This is a genomic window from Pseudomonas sp. St386, from assembly GCF_018325865.1.
In the GTDB taxonomy this organism is placed as follows: Bacteria; Pseudomonadota; Gammaproteobacteria; order Pseudomonadales; family Pseudomonadaceae; genus Aquipseudomonas; species Aquipseudomonas brassicacearum.
In genome coordinates this window covers 1,938,492-1,955,471 of sequence record NZ_AP021900.1, presented here as the reverse complement: position 1 = coordinate 1,955,471, position 16,980 = coordinate 1,938,492, and the positions used below count along the sequence as shown (strand labels likewise).

Here is a 16,980-nt window from a genome sequence, read left to right as displayed (position 1 = left end):
CTCAGAAGCCCAGGCTCAAGTGTTCAGCAATCGGCCCCAGGGCCAGGGTCGGCAAGAAGGTCAAGCCGCCCACCAACAGGATGGTCACGGTCAACAAGGTCACGAACAACGGGCCGTGGGTGGGGAAGCTGTTCTGGCCAATCGGCGCGGTTTTCTTCAAGGCCAGGCTGCCGGCCAACGCCAGCACTGGCAGGATGTAGCCGAACCGGCCGATCAACATGCCCAGGCCCAGCATCAGGTTGTGGAAAGGTGTGTTGGCGCCGAACCCGGCAAATGCCGAACCGTTGTTCGCTCCCGCCGAGGTGTAGGCGTACAACAACTGGCTGAAACCGTGGGCACCCGGGTTGCTCACCGCAGCGGCCGGACCGGGCAGGCTTGCGGCGACGGCCCCCAGCACCAGCACGCTGACAGGCATCACCAGCAGGGTTGCCACCAACAGTTGCACCTCCCTGGCGCCCAGCTTCTTGCCCAGGTATTCCGGGGTGCGACCGATCATCAAGCCGGCCAGGAATACTGCGATCAGCACGTTCAACAGCATTCCGTAGAGCCCAGCCCCGACGCCGCCGAAGATCACCTCGCCGACCATCATGTTCACCAGCGACACCATGCCACTGAGCGGGTTGAGGCTGTCGTGCATGGCGTTGACCGAACCGTTGGACGCTGCCGTGGTGGTCACCGACCACAGCACCGTGGCGGTGGTGCCGAAGCGCGCTTCCTTGCCTTCCAGCGGCGCGGTTTGCTCGACGGCTGGGTTGTTCAGGGCCGGGTTGGGCTGGTATTCGGCCCACAGCGACGTGGCACCGCCGATCAGGAACAGGGCAAGCATGCAGGCGATGATCGCCCGGCTCTGGCGCAGGTCCTTGACGTAATGGCCGAAGGTGAACACCAGCGCGGCGGGAATCAGGATGATCGAAGCGACTTCGAACAGGTTGCTCCAGGCCGTCGGGTTTTCGAACGGATGCGCCGAGTTGACGCCGAAGAAACCGCCACCGTTGGTGCCCAGTTGCTTGATCGCGATCTGGCTGGCGGCCGGCCCCAACGGGATGACCTGGTCGACACCTTGCATCGTGACCCCGTGTACATAGTGCGCAAAGGTCTGCGGTACACCCTGCCAGACCAGGAACAATGCCAGCAGCAGGCACAGAGGCAACAGCCCGTAGAGGGTGGCGCGAGTCATGTCGACCCAGAAGTTACCCAACGTTGCGGCGGACTTGCGCCCGATGCCGCGACACAGTGCCACGAGCACGGCCAGGCCGGTGGCGGCGCTGACGAAGTTCTGCACGGTCAGGCCGACCATCTGGCTCAGGTAGCTCAGGGACGCTTCACCGCTGTAGGACTGCCAGTTGGTGTTGGTCATGAAACTCACGGCCGTGTTGAAAGCCTGGGTCCACTCCATGCCGGGCAATTGTTCGGTATTGAGCGGCAGATATCCCTGCAGCAGGAGAATGGCGAACAGCAACACAAAACCCGCCAGGTTGAACGCGAGCAAGGCCAGGGTGTATTTCTGCCAGCTCTGCTCAGCGGTGGAGTCGACACCGGCCAGGCGATAGCAACCGCGCTCCACCGGGCCGAGGATCGGCGAAAGCCAAGTGCGCTGGCCTTCCATCACCCGGTAGTAAAAACGCCCCAGAAACGGTGCCGGAATCAGCACCAGGGCGAAAAAGGCGAGGATCAGCCCATAGTCATAACCGTGCATAGCCGCTCCTAGTTCCGATCTGCGCGCAATAGCGCAACCAGCAGATAAATGAACAGCGCCCCTGCCAGCAGCAGCGACACCCCGTCCAGAACACTCATGGGATTTCTCCGTGGTACGGCGTCGTGCCGTGTGTGAAGTGATTGTCGGCAGGGAGGCTGTAAAGGAACGAGATCGAGAGCGGGGCTGGGGGGTAAAGAATCCGTAAAAAGTGTTGGCTGGGCCGGCCTCATCGCGAGCAAGCTCGCTCCCACATGGGATCTGTGGTGAATAAAGAATTTGTGTTCGCTGAAGCCCTCCTGTGGGAGCGAGCTTGCTCGCGATGAGGCCAGCCCAGGCGCCGACGCTCTGAACTGGGGCACAAAACCAAGCCATCCGATAGCGAACATCCCCGATACGACACGATTTCGCCCATTACGACCGCCCTCGCCACACTGGCACGCCCACTGCACTGCCCCTCCCCAGCGCTTTTGCTATGGATCGAGGGGAGCCACCGATGAACACACAACTCAAACCCACCCTGGGCACCCTGCATTTATGGGGTATTGCCGTCGGCCTGGTGATTTCCGGCGAGTATTTCGGCTGGAGCTACGGCTGGGGCGTGGCCGGGACAATGGGCTTTTTGGTGACGTCCTTCATGGTGGCGGCCATGTACACCTGCTTCATTTTCAGCTTCACCGAACTGACCACCGCCATTCCCCATGCCGGCGGACCGTTTGCCTACAGCCGTCGCGCCTTCGGCGAGAAAGGCGGGTTGATTGCCGGCCTGGCGACGCTGATCGAATTTGTCTTCGCCCCGCCGGCCATTGCCCTGGCCATCGGCGCCTACCTGAACGTGCAGTTCCCGGCCCTGGACCCAAAACACGCAGCGGTCGGTGCCTATATCGTGTTCATGGGCCTGAACATCCTCGGGGTCAAGCTGGCCGCGACGTTCGAGCTGATTGTCTGCGTCTTGGCGGTGGCCGAACTGCTGGTGTTCATGGGCGTCGTGGCTCCGGCGTTCAGTTTCAGCAATTTTGCCCTGAACGGCTGGGCCGGTTCCGATGTGTTCGGCGCACCGGCCATCGCCGGCATGTTTGCCGCGATTCCCTTCGCCATCTGGTTCTTCCTGGCCATCGAAGGCGCGGCCATGGCTGCCGAAGAAGCCAAGGACCCGAAACGCACGATTCCCAAGGCTTACATCAGCGGCATCCTGACCCTGGTGGTCCTGGCAATGGGCGTGATGTTCTTCGCCGGCGGCGTCGGCGACTGGCGCACCCTGTCGAACATCAACGATCCCCTGCCCCAAGCCATGAAAACCGTGGTTGGCGAAAGCTCCGGCTGGCTGCACATGCTGGTGTGGATCGGCCTGTTCGGCCTGGTGGCGAGTTTCCACGGCATCATCCTTGGCTACTCGCGCCAGTTCTTCGCCCTGGCCCGCGCCGGTTACCTGCCCGCATCCCTGGCCAAACTGTCACGCTTCCAGACGCCGCACCGGGCGATCATCGCCGGTGGGCTGATCGGCATCGCAGCGATCTACAGCGACGGCCTGATCAATCTCGGCGGCATGACCCTGACTGCAGCGATGATCACCATGGCCGTGTTCGGTGCCATCGTCATGTACATCATGAGCATGCTCAGCCTGTTCAAATTGCGTAAAACCGAACCCAACCTGGAACGTACTTTCCGCGCCCCGGGCTATCCGATCGTGCCGGGCATCGCCCTGGTGCTGGCAGTGGTGTGCCTGGTGGCGATGGCCTGGTTCAACGCGCTGATCGGGCTGATCTTCCTCGGCTTCATGGCGGTGGGTTTCGTCTACTTCATCCTCACCGCACAGCTGCGAGCGGACGCTCCCGCCGATGCGATGCTGACCGGGCTTTAAGGTGAAGCCTGCCGAACGGGCGTAGTATTGAACCACTGCGAGCAACCTTCGCTCATAAGTGGTAGGTGCGATGGATCGGCGAAATGTTCGTCCGTCCATCGCCCCCTCAAGGAGAACCCTATGCCCTGGTATGCCTGGTTGATTCTGATTGTTGCAATCGGCTCGATCGTTGGTGGTCTGATGATGCTGCGCGACACCGCCAACAAGGTCGAGTTGACCGATGAGCAACGCAAGCGCGTTGCCGAGCGCAATGCGGAAATGGATGCGAAGGAGGCCAAGGATCGTTGATCTGCTTGTGTGGCGAGGGAGCTTGCTCCCGCTGGGTCTGTAGGAGCTGTCGAGTGCAACGAGGCTGCGATCTTTCCCCTATCAATTGAGTCTGGAGCGAAGATCAAAAGATCGCAGGCTTCGCCAGCTCCTACAAAGCCAGCGCCAACTGCATCACCTTTCCCAATCCGCCTTGGCGATGTGCAAGCCATGCAACCCGTTGTATGCCGCCCGCTCAGGCTGGCTCCAGCCCTCCAGCAATGAATCCTCCAATCGATAGATCTCAACCCCCAGCGGGCGACAGACGCTAAGGGGATCCTGCGCATCCGGCCCCCACATCGCCAGCGACAAGTCGCCACCCGGGCAGGTGGACAGGGCGCACAACAGATCGATCTCGGCAAAAAACTCCAGGTAATCGCCCTTCTGCGCCGGACAGGCCTTCATGAAGTACATGTCGTCATGATTAAGCCCCGTGCACTGGAAGATATTCAGCACGTCATGCACATCGAACTCCGTCAGGCCGTGGGGCAACACCGCACGGGTCAGGTTCGAGTGGCAGTGATGATGAAAATCCTCCCCGGTCAGCATCTTGTTCACATAGGGATCACAGCGCGTACCCAACAGATCATGCAGTCGTCCACCATGCTCGTCGATGCCATAGCCGGCCAGACTGTCATCGGTGATGGTCACCAAGGGCCGCAGGAACGGCAGGTTCGACCACAATCGATCATGGGTACTGACGTGGGCGCCTTGAAGCTGGCGCGTGCGCGCCGCCCACAGGCGTTCCCGCGGATCGTGGGCGTTCCAGACGTTGAAGTCCCCTACCTGCGGGCCCACCGGGGTCGTGACGCGGAACACATGACCGGCAGGTACGTGCCAAGCGCGGCCGGTGCGGATCGGCACCTCGAACTGTTCGATCAGGGTGCGCTTGTCCTGCTGGGCGCGGATGCGGTCGTAGAAGGGTTTGTCCACTTGCAGGGCGGAACCTTTGCTGACCTGGTAGGCGGCTGGGTAGTCTTTGTACATGGCGCGGGTCCTTGATCAGTGGTGATGGGTGGGAGTTAGCAGTTGCAGAAGCAGTTGCTCGGAATCGTCGAGGTAAAGACTCATCGCTTCGTGGCCCGCAAGCTTGTCACCCTCGGCCAGGCAATCGTGGATATAGCGGTCACGGGCTAGCCACGGTGCTTGGAAACGCGCCTCATCGGGCGCGGAGCTAAACACCAGGCGCAGTTGTGCAACCACATTGGTGAAAAACTCATCAAGTAATGGACTGCACATCAACCCGACGATGTGCTGATGGAACGCCAGGCCATGGGTACCAACTGAACGCCAGTCTTCACGCTCCCGGGCCAAATCCGCAGCCTCGAGAGCTTCGAGCATCCGGTCGGACTGATACTCGCGCAATGGCTGGCTGCCCAGGATGGCTTGAAGCTCCAAGGTGCGACGGACCTTGAACAGATCTCGCACATCATCGACACCTAACCTGCGGACGATCACCCCTTTGTTACGCACGTAACGGGTCAACCCTTCCTGGCCCAGGCGGTGTAACGCTTCGCGGATGGTGTTGCGCGAGGCGTTGTAAGCCGAGACCAAGTTGTTCTCTACCAGCGCCATGCCTGGCAGCAGGCGGCCGCCGATAATATCGGCGCGTAGCTCCAGGGTGATCCGGTCGGCTAGGGAGAGTGTGTTAATCATGGGAGGAAGGCCTTGGATTGTTGAACAATCGATTGGCTGTAGGTAATCATTATTTATGCCAGTCGCGGGAGCGTTTCGAGAACGCGTCCAAAATTTGCACCCGCAAGACAGCAAAAAGGCCAGTCAATTCGACCGGCCTCCTTCAATCACAAACTCAATTCACTTCCAGCTTGTCACGATTCCTGTCAAGAATCGCCTTGCCAATCCCCTTGACCTCCAGCAGCTCCTCCACCGAAGAAAACGGCCCATTATTCTCCCGATACGCAACAATTGCCTCGGCCTTACCCTTCCCTATCCCTGACAGCTCACGCTGCAGCGTGGCAGCATCCGCCCCGTTTAAATCCACCTTGGTGCTCTGCGTTTTGGCTGGCTGCTCCACTGTTTGCGGCGTAGCGACCAACTCGGGTTTGACCACTGGGGCGGCGATAGCAGCAATCGAGGCGCTGGTGAGAAAGGCAAAAACCAGAGAGTAGAAATAGCCTGTACGCATAAATGACGCTCCATGACATCGTTAAGAGAGAAGCAACTTTTCCGAAGCTGCCTCTCAAACTTAGGCGATGAGATGTCGCTGTCAAAAATGTGTACGTTACAGCGTATGTAACAATCAGGGTTCGAGACGGCGCTGCTGGTAGATCCAGTCGACAATCTCGCCATCCGGAGCGTAACCACTGACTGTATCCCGAAGCAGTTGGCGAACCCTGGTGTAGTCATCGTGTTCAATGGCGGCCAGCAACTCAGCCAGCTTGATCTTGAGCGTCTCCCACGACAGATGGTCCTCGTTGGCACTCATGATCATTGGGTGCTGGGTGGCGACGACGTTGTCACCAATCAGCAACTCCTCGTAAAGCTTCTCGCCCGGACGCAAACCTGTGAACTCGATTGAAATGTCGCCGTGGGGATTCTTTTCCGAACGAACACTCAGGCCAGACAGATGAATCATTTTTTCCGCCAGCTCGACAATCCTCACCGGCTCGCCCATGTCCAGCACAAACACATCCCCGCCCAACCCCATGGAACCCGCCTGGATCACCAACTGCGCGGCCTCGGGAATGGTCATGAAATAACGGGTGATCTTGGGATGGGTAACAGTCAACGGCCCGCCGGACTTGATCTGTTTATGGAACAGGGGGATGACCGAACCGGATGAACCCAGTACGTTGCCGAACCGGACCATGGTGAAGCGCGTCTTGTTCACCCGCGAGACGTTGCCCTTGTCGCCGAATAACACGGGGGCCAGTTCGCGGCTGAGGGCCTGCAACGTCAGTTCTGCAAGCCGCTTGGTGCTGCCCATTACATTGGTCGGGCGCACTGCTTTATCGGTAGAGATCAGCACGAAGTTCGATACGCCTGCCTGCAACGCAGCCTGTGCCGTATTCAACGTGCCGATCACATTGTTCAGGACACCTTCGGCGATATTGTGCTCGACCATCGGGACATGTTTATAAGCGGCGGCGTGATAGACCGTATCGACATTCCAAGTCTTCATTACGTCCAGCAGTTTGTCCTGGTCCCGTACTGATCCGAGGATAGGCAGCAGCCGAACGGACAACGATTCGCGAATAACTCGAGGTTCAAGTTCAGACAGAATGCTATAGAGATTGAATTCGCTATGTTCATACAGCAGCAACGTAGTCGGTTTCAGTGTCAGAATTTGCCGACAAAGCTCGGAGCCGATCGAGCCACCGGCTCCAGTGACCAGAACCGACTGGCCAGTGATGCAATGCTCCAACAGATCAGGTTGCGCGGGAACCGGATCGCGCCCTAGAAGGTCCGCGATGTCCACTTCCTGGATGTCATCGACCTTGACCCGGCCGCTGGCCAGGTCCATGAACCCGGGGACACTGCGTACATGCAGCGGAAAACCTTCAAGCAGTGTCAAGATCTCTCTACGGCGGCCGCGTGACGAGGACGGTACCGCCAGTAGAATTTCCTGCGCGCCAGTTGTGTCGATCATTTTCTGGATATGTTTTGGCGCGTAGACCTGTAGCCCAGCGATCACGCGGTCAGCGATGCTGCTGTCATCATCGATGAAGGCGACCGGTCGCATCACCCGCCCCATGCGTAGTGCGGCCACGAGCTGGTTGCCTGCGGCCCCGGCACCATAAATAGCAACCTTGGGCAGGCCGTCGTCCCGGTTGGTAAAGGGTACATGCTGGGCTGCAGTAAACCAGTCCCCCAGGAAGTATTGCCGCATCATCAGGCGCAAGCCACCAATCATGATCAGGCTCAACCACCAATAATTGAAAATGATGGAGCGTGGTACCACGGTTTTATGGTTGCTGTACCAATACACCACCAAGGCCAGCAGCAAGGCCGAAAGGCTGACTGCCTTGCAAATCGTGATCAGCGCGTCGTTACCGAAATAACGCATGACCGCGCGATACATGCCAAAGCGGATAAAGATAGGAATGGCGACCAGCGGTGCGGACCCGAAAAGCCACAAATGCGTTGCAATCGGGCTGGCCAATGCTTCAACACCCAGTCGAACGACGAACGCCAACCAGAGGGCGATCCAGACAAGGACGATGTCTGTTGCCACTTGTATCGCCCGTTTGTGGCGTCTTGGCAATCCCAGCAGGGCTATTCTCAACTTATCCATAAACCCTTTACTCACCTTGGCACGTTCCCGTCTTGAATACGTTTCTATTGTACGTAGCAACGTTACACATCACTTAGTAAAAACGATCATTTGAAAACGAACTTGTACCGACCTTCAGATTAGACCTCCTCAAGATCCAGTACGACGCTTGAGCGGCCAACATCATCAGCCACAGCGCGCCAAGGCTCCACTCAACGATCCTTGTGTTTTGGCATCAGGCGTCGTTGCTGGAATATCCAATCGACAATCTCTCCTTCGGGCGTGTAACCGCTTACGGTTTCGCGTAGCAGCATGCGGACCCGTGAATATTCATCCTTGGCAACGGCGGCCATCAATTCATCCAGTCTAGCCTTGAGTTGGTCCCAGGGCAGATGATCTTCATTGGCGCTCATGATCATGGGGTGCTGGGTCGCGACCACGTTGTCACCGATCAACAGTTCCTCGTAGAGCTTCTCGCCTGGACGCAACCCCGTGAACTCAATTGCAATATCCCCGTGCACATTCTTCTCGGAGCACACATTCAAGCCAGACAGGTGGACCATTTTCTCAGCCAACTCGGCGATTTTCACCGGTTCTCCCATATCCAGCACAAACACATCGCCGCCTCGCCCCATCGAACCTGCCTGAATCACCAACTGGGCAGCTTCCGGGATTGTCATGAAATAACGGGTGATATTGGGATGCGTGACGGTGATGGGGCCGCCGGATTTGATCTGCTGCCGGAAACGCGGAATAACCGAGCCGGATGACCCCAGCACATTACCGAAGCGCACCATGACAAAACGGGTCTTATTGACCCGGGCAACATTACCGCTGTCTGCGAAGAGCACTGGCGCCAGCTCATGACTCAGTGCTTGCAAGACCATTTCTGCCAGGCGCTTGGTGCTGCCCATGACATTGGTCGGACGCACGGCCTTGTCCGTGGAAATGAGCACAAAGTTCTCGACCTGAGCCTTCAACGCCGCTTGCGCGGTGTTCAACGTACCGATGACGTTGTTGAGCATGCCTTCGGCGATATTGTGCTCCACGAGGGGCACATGCTTATAGGCTGCTGCGTGATACACCGTCTCGACGCTCCAGGACTTCATGACGTCGAACAGTTTGGTCGCGTTACGTACCGAGCCCAGGATCGGCAATAGATTTACTGCGATTGATTGTCGGACGATGGTCTCTTCCAGTTCGCTCAAGATACTGTAGAGGTTGAACTCGCTGTGATCGAACAACAGCAAAGTGGACGGCTGCAGGGCGAGAATCTGACGACAGAGTTCAGAACCAATCGACCCACCCGCTCCCGTAACCAGGACAACCTTTCCCCGAATACAACGCGACAGAAGCTCGGGTTGTGCAGGCACCGCATCTCGACCCAACAAGTCGGCAATATCGACTTCCTGGATATCGTCGACTTTCACACGGCCGCTGGCCAGATCCATGAAACCCGGCACACTGCGTACGTGCAGTGGATAGCCTTCCAGATACCCAAGGATTTCACGGCGTCGCGCACGACTCGCCGAAGGAACGGCCAACAGCACTTCTTGAGCGCCAGTGAGGCGAATCATCTTCTGGATATGCTTGGCCTTGAATACCTGCAGACCAGAAATCATTCGATTGGCGATACTGGCATCGTCATCGATGAAAGCCACTGGTTGCATATCTCGACCAATGCGCAAGGCTGCTACCAGTTGATTACCGGCAGCACCGGCTCCGTAGATCGCCACTTTGGTAAGGCTGGCGTTACGGTTGATGAAGGGCGCATGGCGGGAGGGAATGAACCAATCGCCCATGAAGTACTGGCGCATAAACAACCTCAAGCCGCCGATCATCACCAGGCTGAGCCACCAGTAATTGAAGATGACCGAACGCGGGACAGGCGCCATGTAAGATGCGCCCCAGTACACCACGAGCGCCAATACCAACGCGCTCAAGCTGACTGCCTTGATGATCGCGATCAAGGCATCGTTACCCAGGTAGCGCATGACGGCCCGATACATACCAAAATGAACGAACAATGGGATAGCGATCAAAGATGCGCTGACAAGGAGCCATGGATGGTTGGTAAAGGGATTGATCATCTCGTCAAAGCCAAGGCGCACCACGAACGCCAACCACAAGGCCCCCCAGACCAGCACTACGTCGGCCATGACCTGAAGCAGTCGTTTCTGCCGACGCGGCAGGCCCAGCAATGCAACGCGAAGTCTATCCATGAATGTTTCCAGCCCCTTGTTGTTCCTACTCATTCTCGTTATGTCCGGCTTGACCCATTTCACATCTTTACCCGGGCGCTCAGGCATCCTCCAACTGACCGGCCTTGAACTTGAAGGCCAATATCACCAAGGGCACGTAGGCCAACACAACGCCTGTCAGCCCATCCAGCTTCAGAACCACGACGCACCACGCCAGGGGAAACAACCACAGCACGTTGATCGCCGCCACTGCCATCGTGACCGGACGATGGCGCCCATAACGGCGCGAGGCAAACTGATAGGCATGACTACGATGAGCCTCGTAGACTTTATCTCCCCGCAAAAACCGCCGAGTCAGGGTGACCGTCGCGTCGACGATAAACACCCCCAGCAGGATCAGCCATGCCCAGAACAAGGCCGGAGAGACCCAGGCGGCTTGCAAGGACATGATCCCAAGCGCGATCCCCAGGAAACCACTGCCCGCGTCCCCCATGAAAATTTTCGCAGGTGGGAAATTCCAAAACAGAAAGCCCAGCACTGCGGCGGCCAAGATCAACGGAGGCCAGATCAGGTCGGTGAAACCCGACAGTATGTAGAGAGCACTCGCGCCCAGGCACGCCGACACCGCTTCTATGCTGGCAATACCGTCAATACCGTCCATGAAGTTGTACAGGTTGAGAACCCAGACAAGATAAAAGGCAGCCAGGGCATGTCCTATCCAGGATAGATCGACACTGACACCAAACAGGTTCAGCGGCGCCAGACCTTCAAGCCATGCCAACGCCCATATAGCGGCGCTGAAATGTCCGAGCAATCGCCACCGCGCTGCAATGTGTCCATGGTCATCCATGAAACCCACGATGGCGACCAGCGCACCTGCACCGCCCAATGCGATCAGGTAGTGAGGCGGTACCAGACCCAGTTGCCCCAGCAAGGGCAATGTCAGCAGGAATGCCACGACTATGGCGACACCTCCGCCCCGGGGCGTCGGGATACTGTGGGAGCTGCGCGCATTCGGAATATCGATGATGCTACGCGCCAAGGCATAGCGGCGCAGCCCCGCGGTCATGAGCAGTGAGGCCACCGTGACAGAGGCAAACAACCAGAAGTACATCATTTAGCTTGATTCATCCTGAAATGCCGTGCGGTTTCGGCCAATGCATCATCGACACTCACGGGTGGGTTCCAATTCAAAAGTGTACGTGTCTTCTCGATATTGACCTGCAGCGAACCACATAGGCGCTGGGACAGCGCTTTTCTGCCCAGCATGCTGGCGCCGCGGTCGAGCATCCAGCTAGGAACCGGAATCAACCGGGCAGGTTTACCCAGCGCACGAGCCATCCGGCTGAGCAATGTCGTGGTCGACAGATCTTCTCCGTCACTGACCAGGAAGGTCTGGTTCGCCGCCGCGGGGTGATCGATACAGGTTACGATAAGGTCGACCAGGTTATCGATGCTCACCAGACTACGTCGGTTATCGATGGCACCGAATGGCAAAGGCACGCCTTTGTCCAACCAACGCATCATGTTCAAGAAATTAGCCTTCACGCCGGGCCCGTACACCAGGACAGGCCGGATGATGACCACTTCCATTCCTGTCGCCTGCGCAACCTCCCGCAGACCTTGCTCGGCCTCCTGCTTGGACACGCCATACGGGTCCGCTGGCGCAGGAATATCGTCGGCGGCGTAAGGTTGGCCGGGCGACGTACCTTCCCCGTTCACTTTGATGGAGCTGATGAAAATAAATCGACGGACACCGGCTTCAGCCGCCTGCCTTGCAAAATTGAGCGTCCCCTCCACGTTGACCTGCCGAAAGGCGGCCAACGGATCAGCCTCCGTATCGTTCATCACGTGCACGCGAGCAGCGCAATGAATGACTGTATCCACATTAGCCAGGTGCGCGTGCCATTGAGTTTGCGCGGAAAATGACTCAATCCGCACAGTGCTGATCGGGCCTGGCGAATGCCGGTCACCACGAACCACTGCGATCACGGATCGTCCTGCATCTGCTTGCAACCGTGTAAGTACCGCACCACCTACAAACCCACTTGCCCCGGTCACAAGAATACTTTTCTGCATCAGCGGTTCACCTTCCGTAGCGTGGCTTTTCTGAAGATATCTTCCAAACGCGCCAGCAAGCGTTGCTTGGAGTAGTGCTGGAGGTAATAGTCACGACCGCTTTCCCCCATGACTTTGCGCTGGGATGGCGCAAAACCCGCCAGGGTCTGAGTGATACGTGCCAAGCCACCTGCATCACCGGATGCACACGTAAACCCTGCACCGGACTCGTTGATTACGCGCGCGGCTTCGCCATTGATCATGCCGAGCAGAGGCCTGCCCGAGGCCAGGTAAGCCTGGACTTTTCCGGGAATGGTTTTTTCAAACACATCATTGGTCTTCAGTGAAACCAACAGTGCATCGGCATTGGCAAACAACGCCGGCATGGCCTCCAACGGATGCCTGCCCAGAAGCAGGACATTGTCCAGACCTCGCGCACTTACCTGCTGGCTCAACCACTGGCTCATCCGGCCATCCCCCACGATGGCCCAACGCACGGCGACTTTCCCACGCAATTGCTCGGCAGCGTCAAGCACGGCGGGGAAATCCTGAGCCTCGCCCAGATTTCCAGCAAATACCACGGTAAATACCGACTCATCGCGTGCCAGTATCGAGTTCGAGTGCTCCGAAGTCGCAGAGAAATCGTCTTCAGCCCAGCTGGGGAAGTAGACCAAGCGTTGTGGATCTATGGGCCGTGTGCAGTAGCCTTTGACGTTTTCGAGAAAACCATTCGATTGCAGCAATAGGTAGTCGGCACGGTTATAGATCCAAGACACCATTCGACCGACCATGGACAGTAACGCTGGTTTTTTCAATACACCAACCGCCCTCAGTGTTTCCGGCCACAAATCCAGAATCCAAATGAATACGGGGGCTTTCTTCAAGCGACCGATCACCAGGGCAGGAATAGCCGCCATGATGGGGGAGACTGCGTAGACGAATACGGCATCGAAAGTGCGTCCCCGCAGCGCGTAGGCGCCAACGGTCGAAGCACTGGAAAAAAAACTCAGGTAGTTGAGGATCAACTGAATGCTGCGTTTGCCGCGCGGGATCATGGGCACCCGCACAATGCGGGCACCATGGTATTCGGTGAACTGCCCTGGTGCTGACTTGTAGGCATCGAACACCTTCCCTTCCGGATAATTAGGCACTCCAGTAAGCACCGTGACCGAATGCCCTTTTTCGGTGAAGTCACGCACCAGATCGTTGATGCGCATGTTCTCTGGCCAGAAGTATTGCGTGACCACCAAAATATTCAGCTTGCTCTCAGGCATATTCACGACTCGACTCAATACCGCTTCCAAACGACACGGTTTACGTAGTCGGTATAGCTGTGCACGATTCTGGCTACTTTTTCGGAAACGTTAGGCATGCTGTAGTCCGCTACCAGACGAAGGCTGCGCTCGCTACCCGAGAGTTGTGTCTGGAGGATATTCAGTCCTTGCAGGACTCGCTCGACTTCCAGCCCCACCATCATCACCGCTGCTTCTTCCATCCCCTCGGGCCGCTCATGAGCTTCGCGCAGGTTCAAGGCTGGGAAGTTGAGAATCGACGACTCTTCATTGATGGTGCCACTGTCAGACAAGACTGCACGCGACTCGAGTTGCAGCTTGTTGTAGTCCATGAATCCCAAGGGCTTGAGCAGTCTGACATTTTCATGAAAAACAATGCCCATGGCATCGACACGCTTTTGAGTGCGTGGATGGGTAGAGACAATCACGGGCTGGCCAAACGTACTGGCAACGGTATTGAGCACCTCGACCAACTTGAGGAAGTTCTTATCCGAGTCGACGTTCTCTTCGCGGTGCGCGCTGACCACAAAGAACTTGCCCGCCTCTAAACCAAGTCGCTCCAGGACGTTCGACGCCTCGATACTGTCGCGATAATGATTGAGCACTTCAAACATAGGACTGCCAGTCTTTATGACACGATCGGCAGGCAAACCCTCGCCCAGCAAATAATCCCGGGCGATGGTGCTATAGGTCAGGTTGATGTCTGCCGTGTGATCAACGATGCGCCGATTGATTTCTTCGGGGACGCGCATATCAAAGCAACGGTTTCCGGCTTCCATATGGAACGTGGGGATCTTGCGCCGCTTGGCGGGAATAACTGCCATGCAACTGTTTGTATCACCCAGCACCAGCAAGGCTTCAGGTTCAATAATAGCCAGTACCCGGTCCACCGCGATGATCACATTGCCGATGGTTTCCGCGCCGGTGCTCCCGGCAGCATTCAAGAAGTGGTCAGGCTTTCGGATGCCCAAGTCCTGGAAGAAAATCTCGTTCAGCTCGTAGTCATAATTCTGACCGGTATGCACCAGCACGTGTTCGCAATACTTATCCAGTGCGGCCATGACCCTGGACAAACGGATAATTTCAGGACGCGTGCCCACCACGGTGACGATTTTCAGTTTTTTTAGTGCAGTATTCATTGCTAATCCTTCAGGCCTGAGTGCCAACAGCCATGGTGTAGGTGTCTGGCCGCTCACGATCAAAAATTTCGTTGGCCCACAGCATTACGATCATTTCGGTTTCGCCAGTGTTGGTGATGTCATGGCTCCAACCCGGGACGGTTTCAACTATTTGTGGTGTTTCACCGTCAGTGTAAAGTTCGTAGAACTCACCGCTGACAATGTGCCGAAAACGGAAGCAGGCGTGACCTTTGATAACCAGGAACTTCTCGGTCTTGCTGTGATGGTAATGTCCTCCCCGCGTAATGCCAGGATGAGCAGTGAAGTAAGAGAACTGACCGGCATCCGGGGTCTTGAGCATCTCAACGAATACGCCTCGCACATCACCGTGCTTGGGCAGCTCATAGGTGAAATCGTCTGGCGTGAAATAGCTCAGGTAAGTCGAATACAAAGCGCGGACCAACCCAGTCCCCACCCGCTCGGTCACCATCGTCTCTCGGCTGCGCTTGAACGCCTGCAACTGATCGGCCAATGCCCCGACTGTCGTGGCATAAACAGGTTGTACATCCAGATAAGGGCCTTCCGGGGCGCTGCCATCCATCACATCGATGAAGCTTCGGATTACATCGTCGATATAGACCAACTGCAGCGGTGCCGCGGGATCATTGACGGTAATTGGCAAGCCACGGACGATGTTATGGCAGAACGTCGCCACCGCCGAATTGTAGTCTGGCCTCGCCCACTTTCCGAAAACGTTGGGCAAACGATAAAGATAAACTGGCGAACCTTGCTGTTTCGACAGATCAAGCAAGGCGTGTTCAGCATCGCGCTTGCTGGTCCCATAAGGATTATCGACCTCAGCCTGTATGGATGAGGTGTAGATCACGGGTATCGACCGGCCAGTGGCCTTGATGGCAGCACACAACGTAGCAGTGAGGCCACTGTTACCTTCGCTGAACTCCTCGATACGCTGGGGTCGATTGACGCCCGCCAGATGGAACACAAAGTCCACTTCATCAAGCATCGACAACAGATCGGATGGGGCCTCCTGGCGACCAAATCGAACCACCTGAACGTCTTGGCGCTCTTGCAGGTGGGCCACAAGGTTTTTGCCGACAAAGCCGCCAGCCCCGGTAATAAGAACTTTCATGGGCATCACTCCTCTGGAGTGGCGGGCTCGCCACGCTGTATGGCCCGCATGAAATCCAGCTTCAACAACAGCTTTTGCATACCTTCGACATCCAAGCGCTCGGTGTTATGCGAGTTGTAATCCTCGGTGCGCGAAATTTTCTCCTCGCCTAGCTCCACGAACTTGCTGTAGTTCAAGTCGCGCAGGTCTGGTGGTACACGGAAATAGGCGCCCATGTCTTCAGCGCAGGCCATCTCCTCACGACTGAGCAGTGCCTCGTAAAGCTTTTCACCGTGGCGCGTGCCAATGATTTGAATCGGGTGGTCAGGTTGACCGAGCATCGATGTCAACGCTTGAGCGAGGGTTTCGACAGTGGCAGCCGGGGCTTTCTGAACAAAGAGATCACCGTTGTTGCCATGCTCGAAGGCGTAAAGCACCAGATCCACCGCATCGGCCAGGGTCATCATGAAGCGGGTCATGTTGGGATCGGTGATCGAAAGCGATTTCCCTGCACGAATCTGCTCAATGAACAGAGGGATGACTGACCCTCGGGAGGCCATGACGTTGCCGTATCGTGTACCGCAAATAACCGTCTTGCTTTCGTCGACATTACGCGACTTGGCCACCATGACTTTTTCCATCATGGCCTTGGAGATACCCATGGCATTAATTGGGTAGACAGCCTTGTCCGTGCTCAGGCAGACCACGCGCTGGACACCATTCTGGATGGCCGCCTCAAGCACGTTGTCGGTGCCGATGACGTTGGTTTTCACCGCCTCCATGGGGTGGAATTCGCAGGACGGTACCTGCTTGAGGGCCGCAGCATGGAAGATATAGTCAACACCACGGGTAGCATTCAGCACGCTTTGGTAGTCCCGTACATCGCCGATGTAAAACTTCAGCTTGACGTTACTGTAACGCTTGCGCATGTCGTCCTGTTTTTTCTCATCACGACTGAAAATGCGGATCTCAGCAATGTCGGTATCCAGGAAACGTTTGAGCACCGCGTTGCCGAAGGACCCAGTACCACCAGTGATAAGAAGTTTTTTGCCGTTGAACATATGATCTGACCCTTGCCACGAACCTGG

At 57.0% G+C, this 16,980-nt stretch carries 15 protein-coding genes; 2 read left to right on the top strand and 13 right to left on the bottom strand.

Annotation, left to right across the window (positions count from 1 at the left end):
* Position 1: 1 nt before the first annotated feature.
* A complete protein-coding gene (kdpA, locus tag KI235_RS08655; protein WP_013692568.1) occupies positions 2 to 1,696 on the bottom strand; it encodes a potassium-transporting ATPase subunit KdpA in 1,695 nt (564 codons plus the stop codon).
* Between the two features lie 8 nt (positions 1,697 to 1,704).
* Positions 1,705 to 1,794, bottom strand: coding sequence for a K(+)-transporting ATPase subunit F (gene kdpF / locus KI235_RS08650; protein WP_032833236.1), 90 nt, complete (start codon positions 1,792 to 1,794; stop codon positions 1,705 to 1,707).
* A 395-nt stretch (positions 1,795 to 2,189) separates the two neighbouring features.
* Between kdpF and eat the strand changes: the two genes are divergently transcribed.
* Both eat and KI235_RS08640 read left to right on the top strand, forming a co-directional pair.
* Positions 2,190 to 3,554: an ethanolamine permease gene (eat, locus tag KI235_RS08645; RefSeq protein WP_013692567.1), complete on the top strand. Its 1,365-nt coding sequence runs from the start codon at positions 2,190 to 2,192 to the stop codon at positions 3,552 to 3,554.
* Between the two features lie 120 nt (positions 3,555 to 3,674).
* Entirely contained in the window at positions 3,675 to 3,842 is a 168-nt protein-coding gene (locus tag KI235_RS08640; protein ID WP_003183831.1) for a DUF2897 family protein, read from the top strand.
* A gap of 153 nt (positions 3,843 to 3,995) precedes the next feature.
* On the opposite strand, the gene KI235_RS08635 is transcribed toward KI235_RS08640, so the two are convergent.
* The 11 genes from KI235_RS08635 to KI235_RS08585 form a co-directional block, all read right to left on the bottom strand.
* The gene (locus KI235_RS08635) at positions 3,996 to 4,847 is read right to left on the bottom strand and encodes a DUF1989 domain-containing protein (protein WP_039010903.1); all 852 of its coding nucleotides are present in this window, start codon (positions 4,845 to 4,847) and stop codon (positions 3,996 to 3,998) included.
* 15 nt (positions 4,848 to 4,862) lie between these two features.
* A complete protein-coding gene (locus tag KI235_RS08630; RefSeq protein ID WP_027912706.1) occupies positions 4,863 to 5,516 on the bottom strand; it encodes a GntR family transcriptional regulator in 654 nt (217 codons plus the stop codon).
* A 154-nt stretch (positions 5,517 to 5,670) separates the two neighbouring features.
* Positions 5,671 to 6,006: a helix-hairpin-helix domain-containing protein gene (locus KI235_RS08625; RefSeq protein WP_027912707.1), complete on the bottom strand. Its 336-nt coding sequence runs from the start codon at positions 6,004 to 6,006 to the stop codon at positions 5,671 to 5,673.
* A 114-nt stretch (positions 6,007 to 6,120) separates the two neighbouring features.
* Positions 6,121 to 8,115, bottom strand: coding sequence for a nucleoside-diphosphate sugar epimerase/dehydratase (locus KI235_RS08620; RefSeq protein ID WP_027912708.1), 1,995 nt, complete (start codon positions 8,113 to 8,115; stop codon positions 6,121 to 6,123).
* A 191-nt stretch (positions 8,116 to 8,306) separates the two neighbouring features.
* Positions 8,307 to 10,316: a nucleoside-diphosphate sugar epimerase/dehydratase gene (locus tag KI235_RS08615; RefSeq protein ID WP_212795640.1), complete on the bottom strand. Its 2,010-nt coding sequence runs from the start codon at positions 10,314 to 10,316 to the stop codon at positions 8,307 to 8,309.
* A 79-nt stretch (positions 10,317 to 10,395) separates the two neighbouring features.
* Complete coding sequence (locus KI235_RS08610) at positions 10,396 to 11,412, bottom strand: glycosyltransferase family 4 protein (RefSeq protein ID WP_027912710.1); 1,017 nt, start codon at positions 11,410 to 11,412, stop codon at positions 10,396 to 10,398.
* A complete protein-coding gene (locus KI235_RS08605) occupies positions 11,409 to 12,374 on the bottom strand; it encodes an SDR family oxidoreductase (protein WP_027912711.1) in 966 nt (321 codons plus the stop codon). Before KI235_RS08605 ends, KI235_RS08610 begins: the two co-directional genes overlap by 4 nt.
* Positions 12,374 to 13,627 carry a glycosyltransferase family 4 protein gene (locus KI235_RS08600; RefSeq protein ID WP_039010900.1) on the bottom strand — a complete coding sequence of 418 codons (1,254 nt, stop codon included), beginning with the start codon at positions 13,625 to 13,627 and terminating at the stop codon, positions 12,374 to 12,376. The genes KI235_RS08605 and KI235_RS08600 overlap by 1 nt, the downstream gene beginning before the upstream one ends.
* A gap of 14 nt (positions 13,628 to 13,641) precedes the next feature.
* Complete coding sequence (gene wecB, locus KI235_RS08595; protein WP_003199266.1) at positions 13,642 to 14,784, bottom strand: UDP-N-acetylglucosamine 2-epimerase (non-hydrolyzing); 1,143 nt, start codon at positions 14,782 to 14,784, stop codon at positions 13,642 to 13,644.
* 10 nt (positions 14,785 to 14,794) lie between these two features.
* Positions 14,795 to 15,913 (bottom strand): NAD-dependent epimerase/dehydratase family protein, encoded by a 1,119-nt coding sequence (locus KI235_RS08590; protein ID WP_003199263.1) that lies wholly within the window; start codon positions 15,911 to 15,913, stop codon positions 14,795 to 14,797.
* A gap of 5 nt (positions 15,914 to 15,918) precedes the next feature.
* A complete protein-coding gene (locus KI235_RS08585; protein WP_039010898.1) occupies positions 15,919 to 16,953 on the bottom strand; it encodes a polysaccharide biosynthesis protein in 1,035 nt (344 codons plus the stop codon).
* Positions 16,954 to 16,980 lie beyond the last annotated feature (27 nt).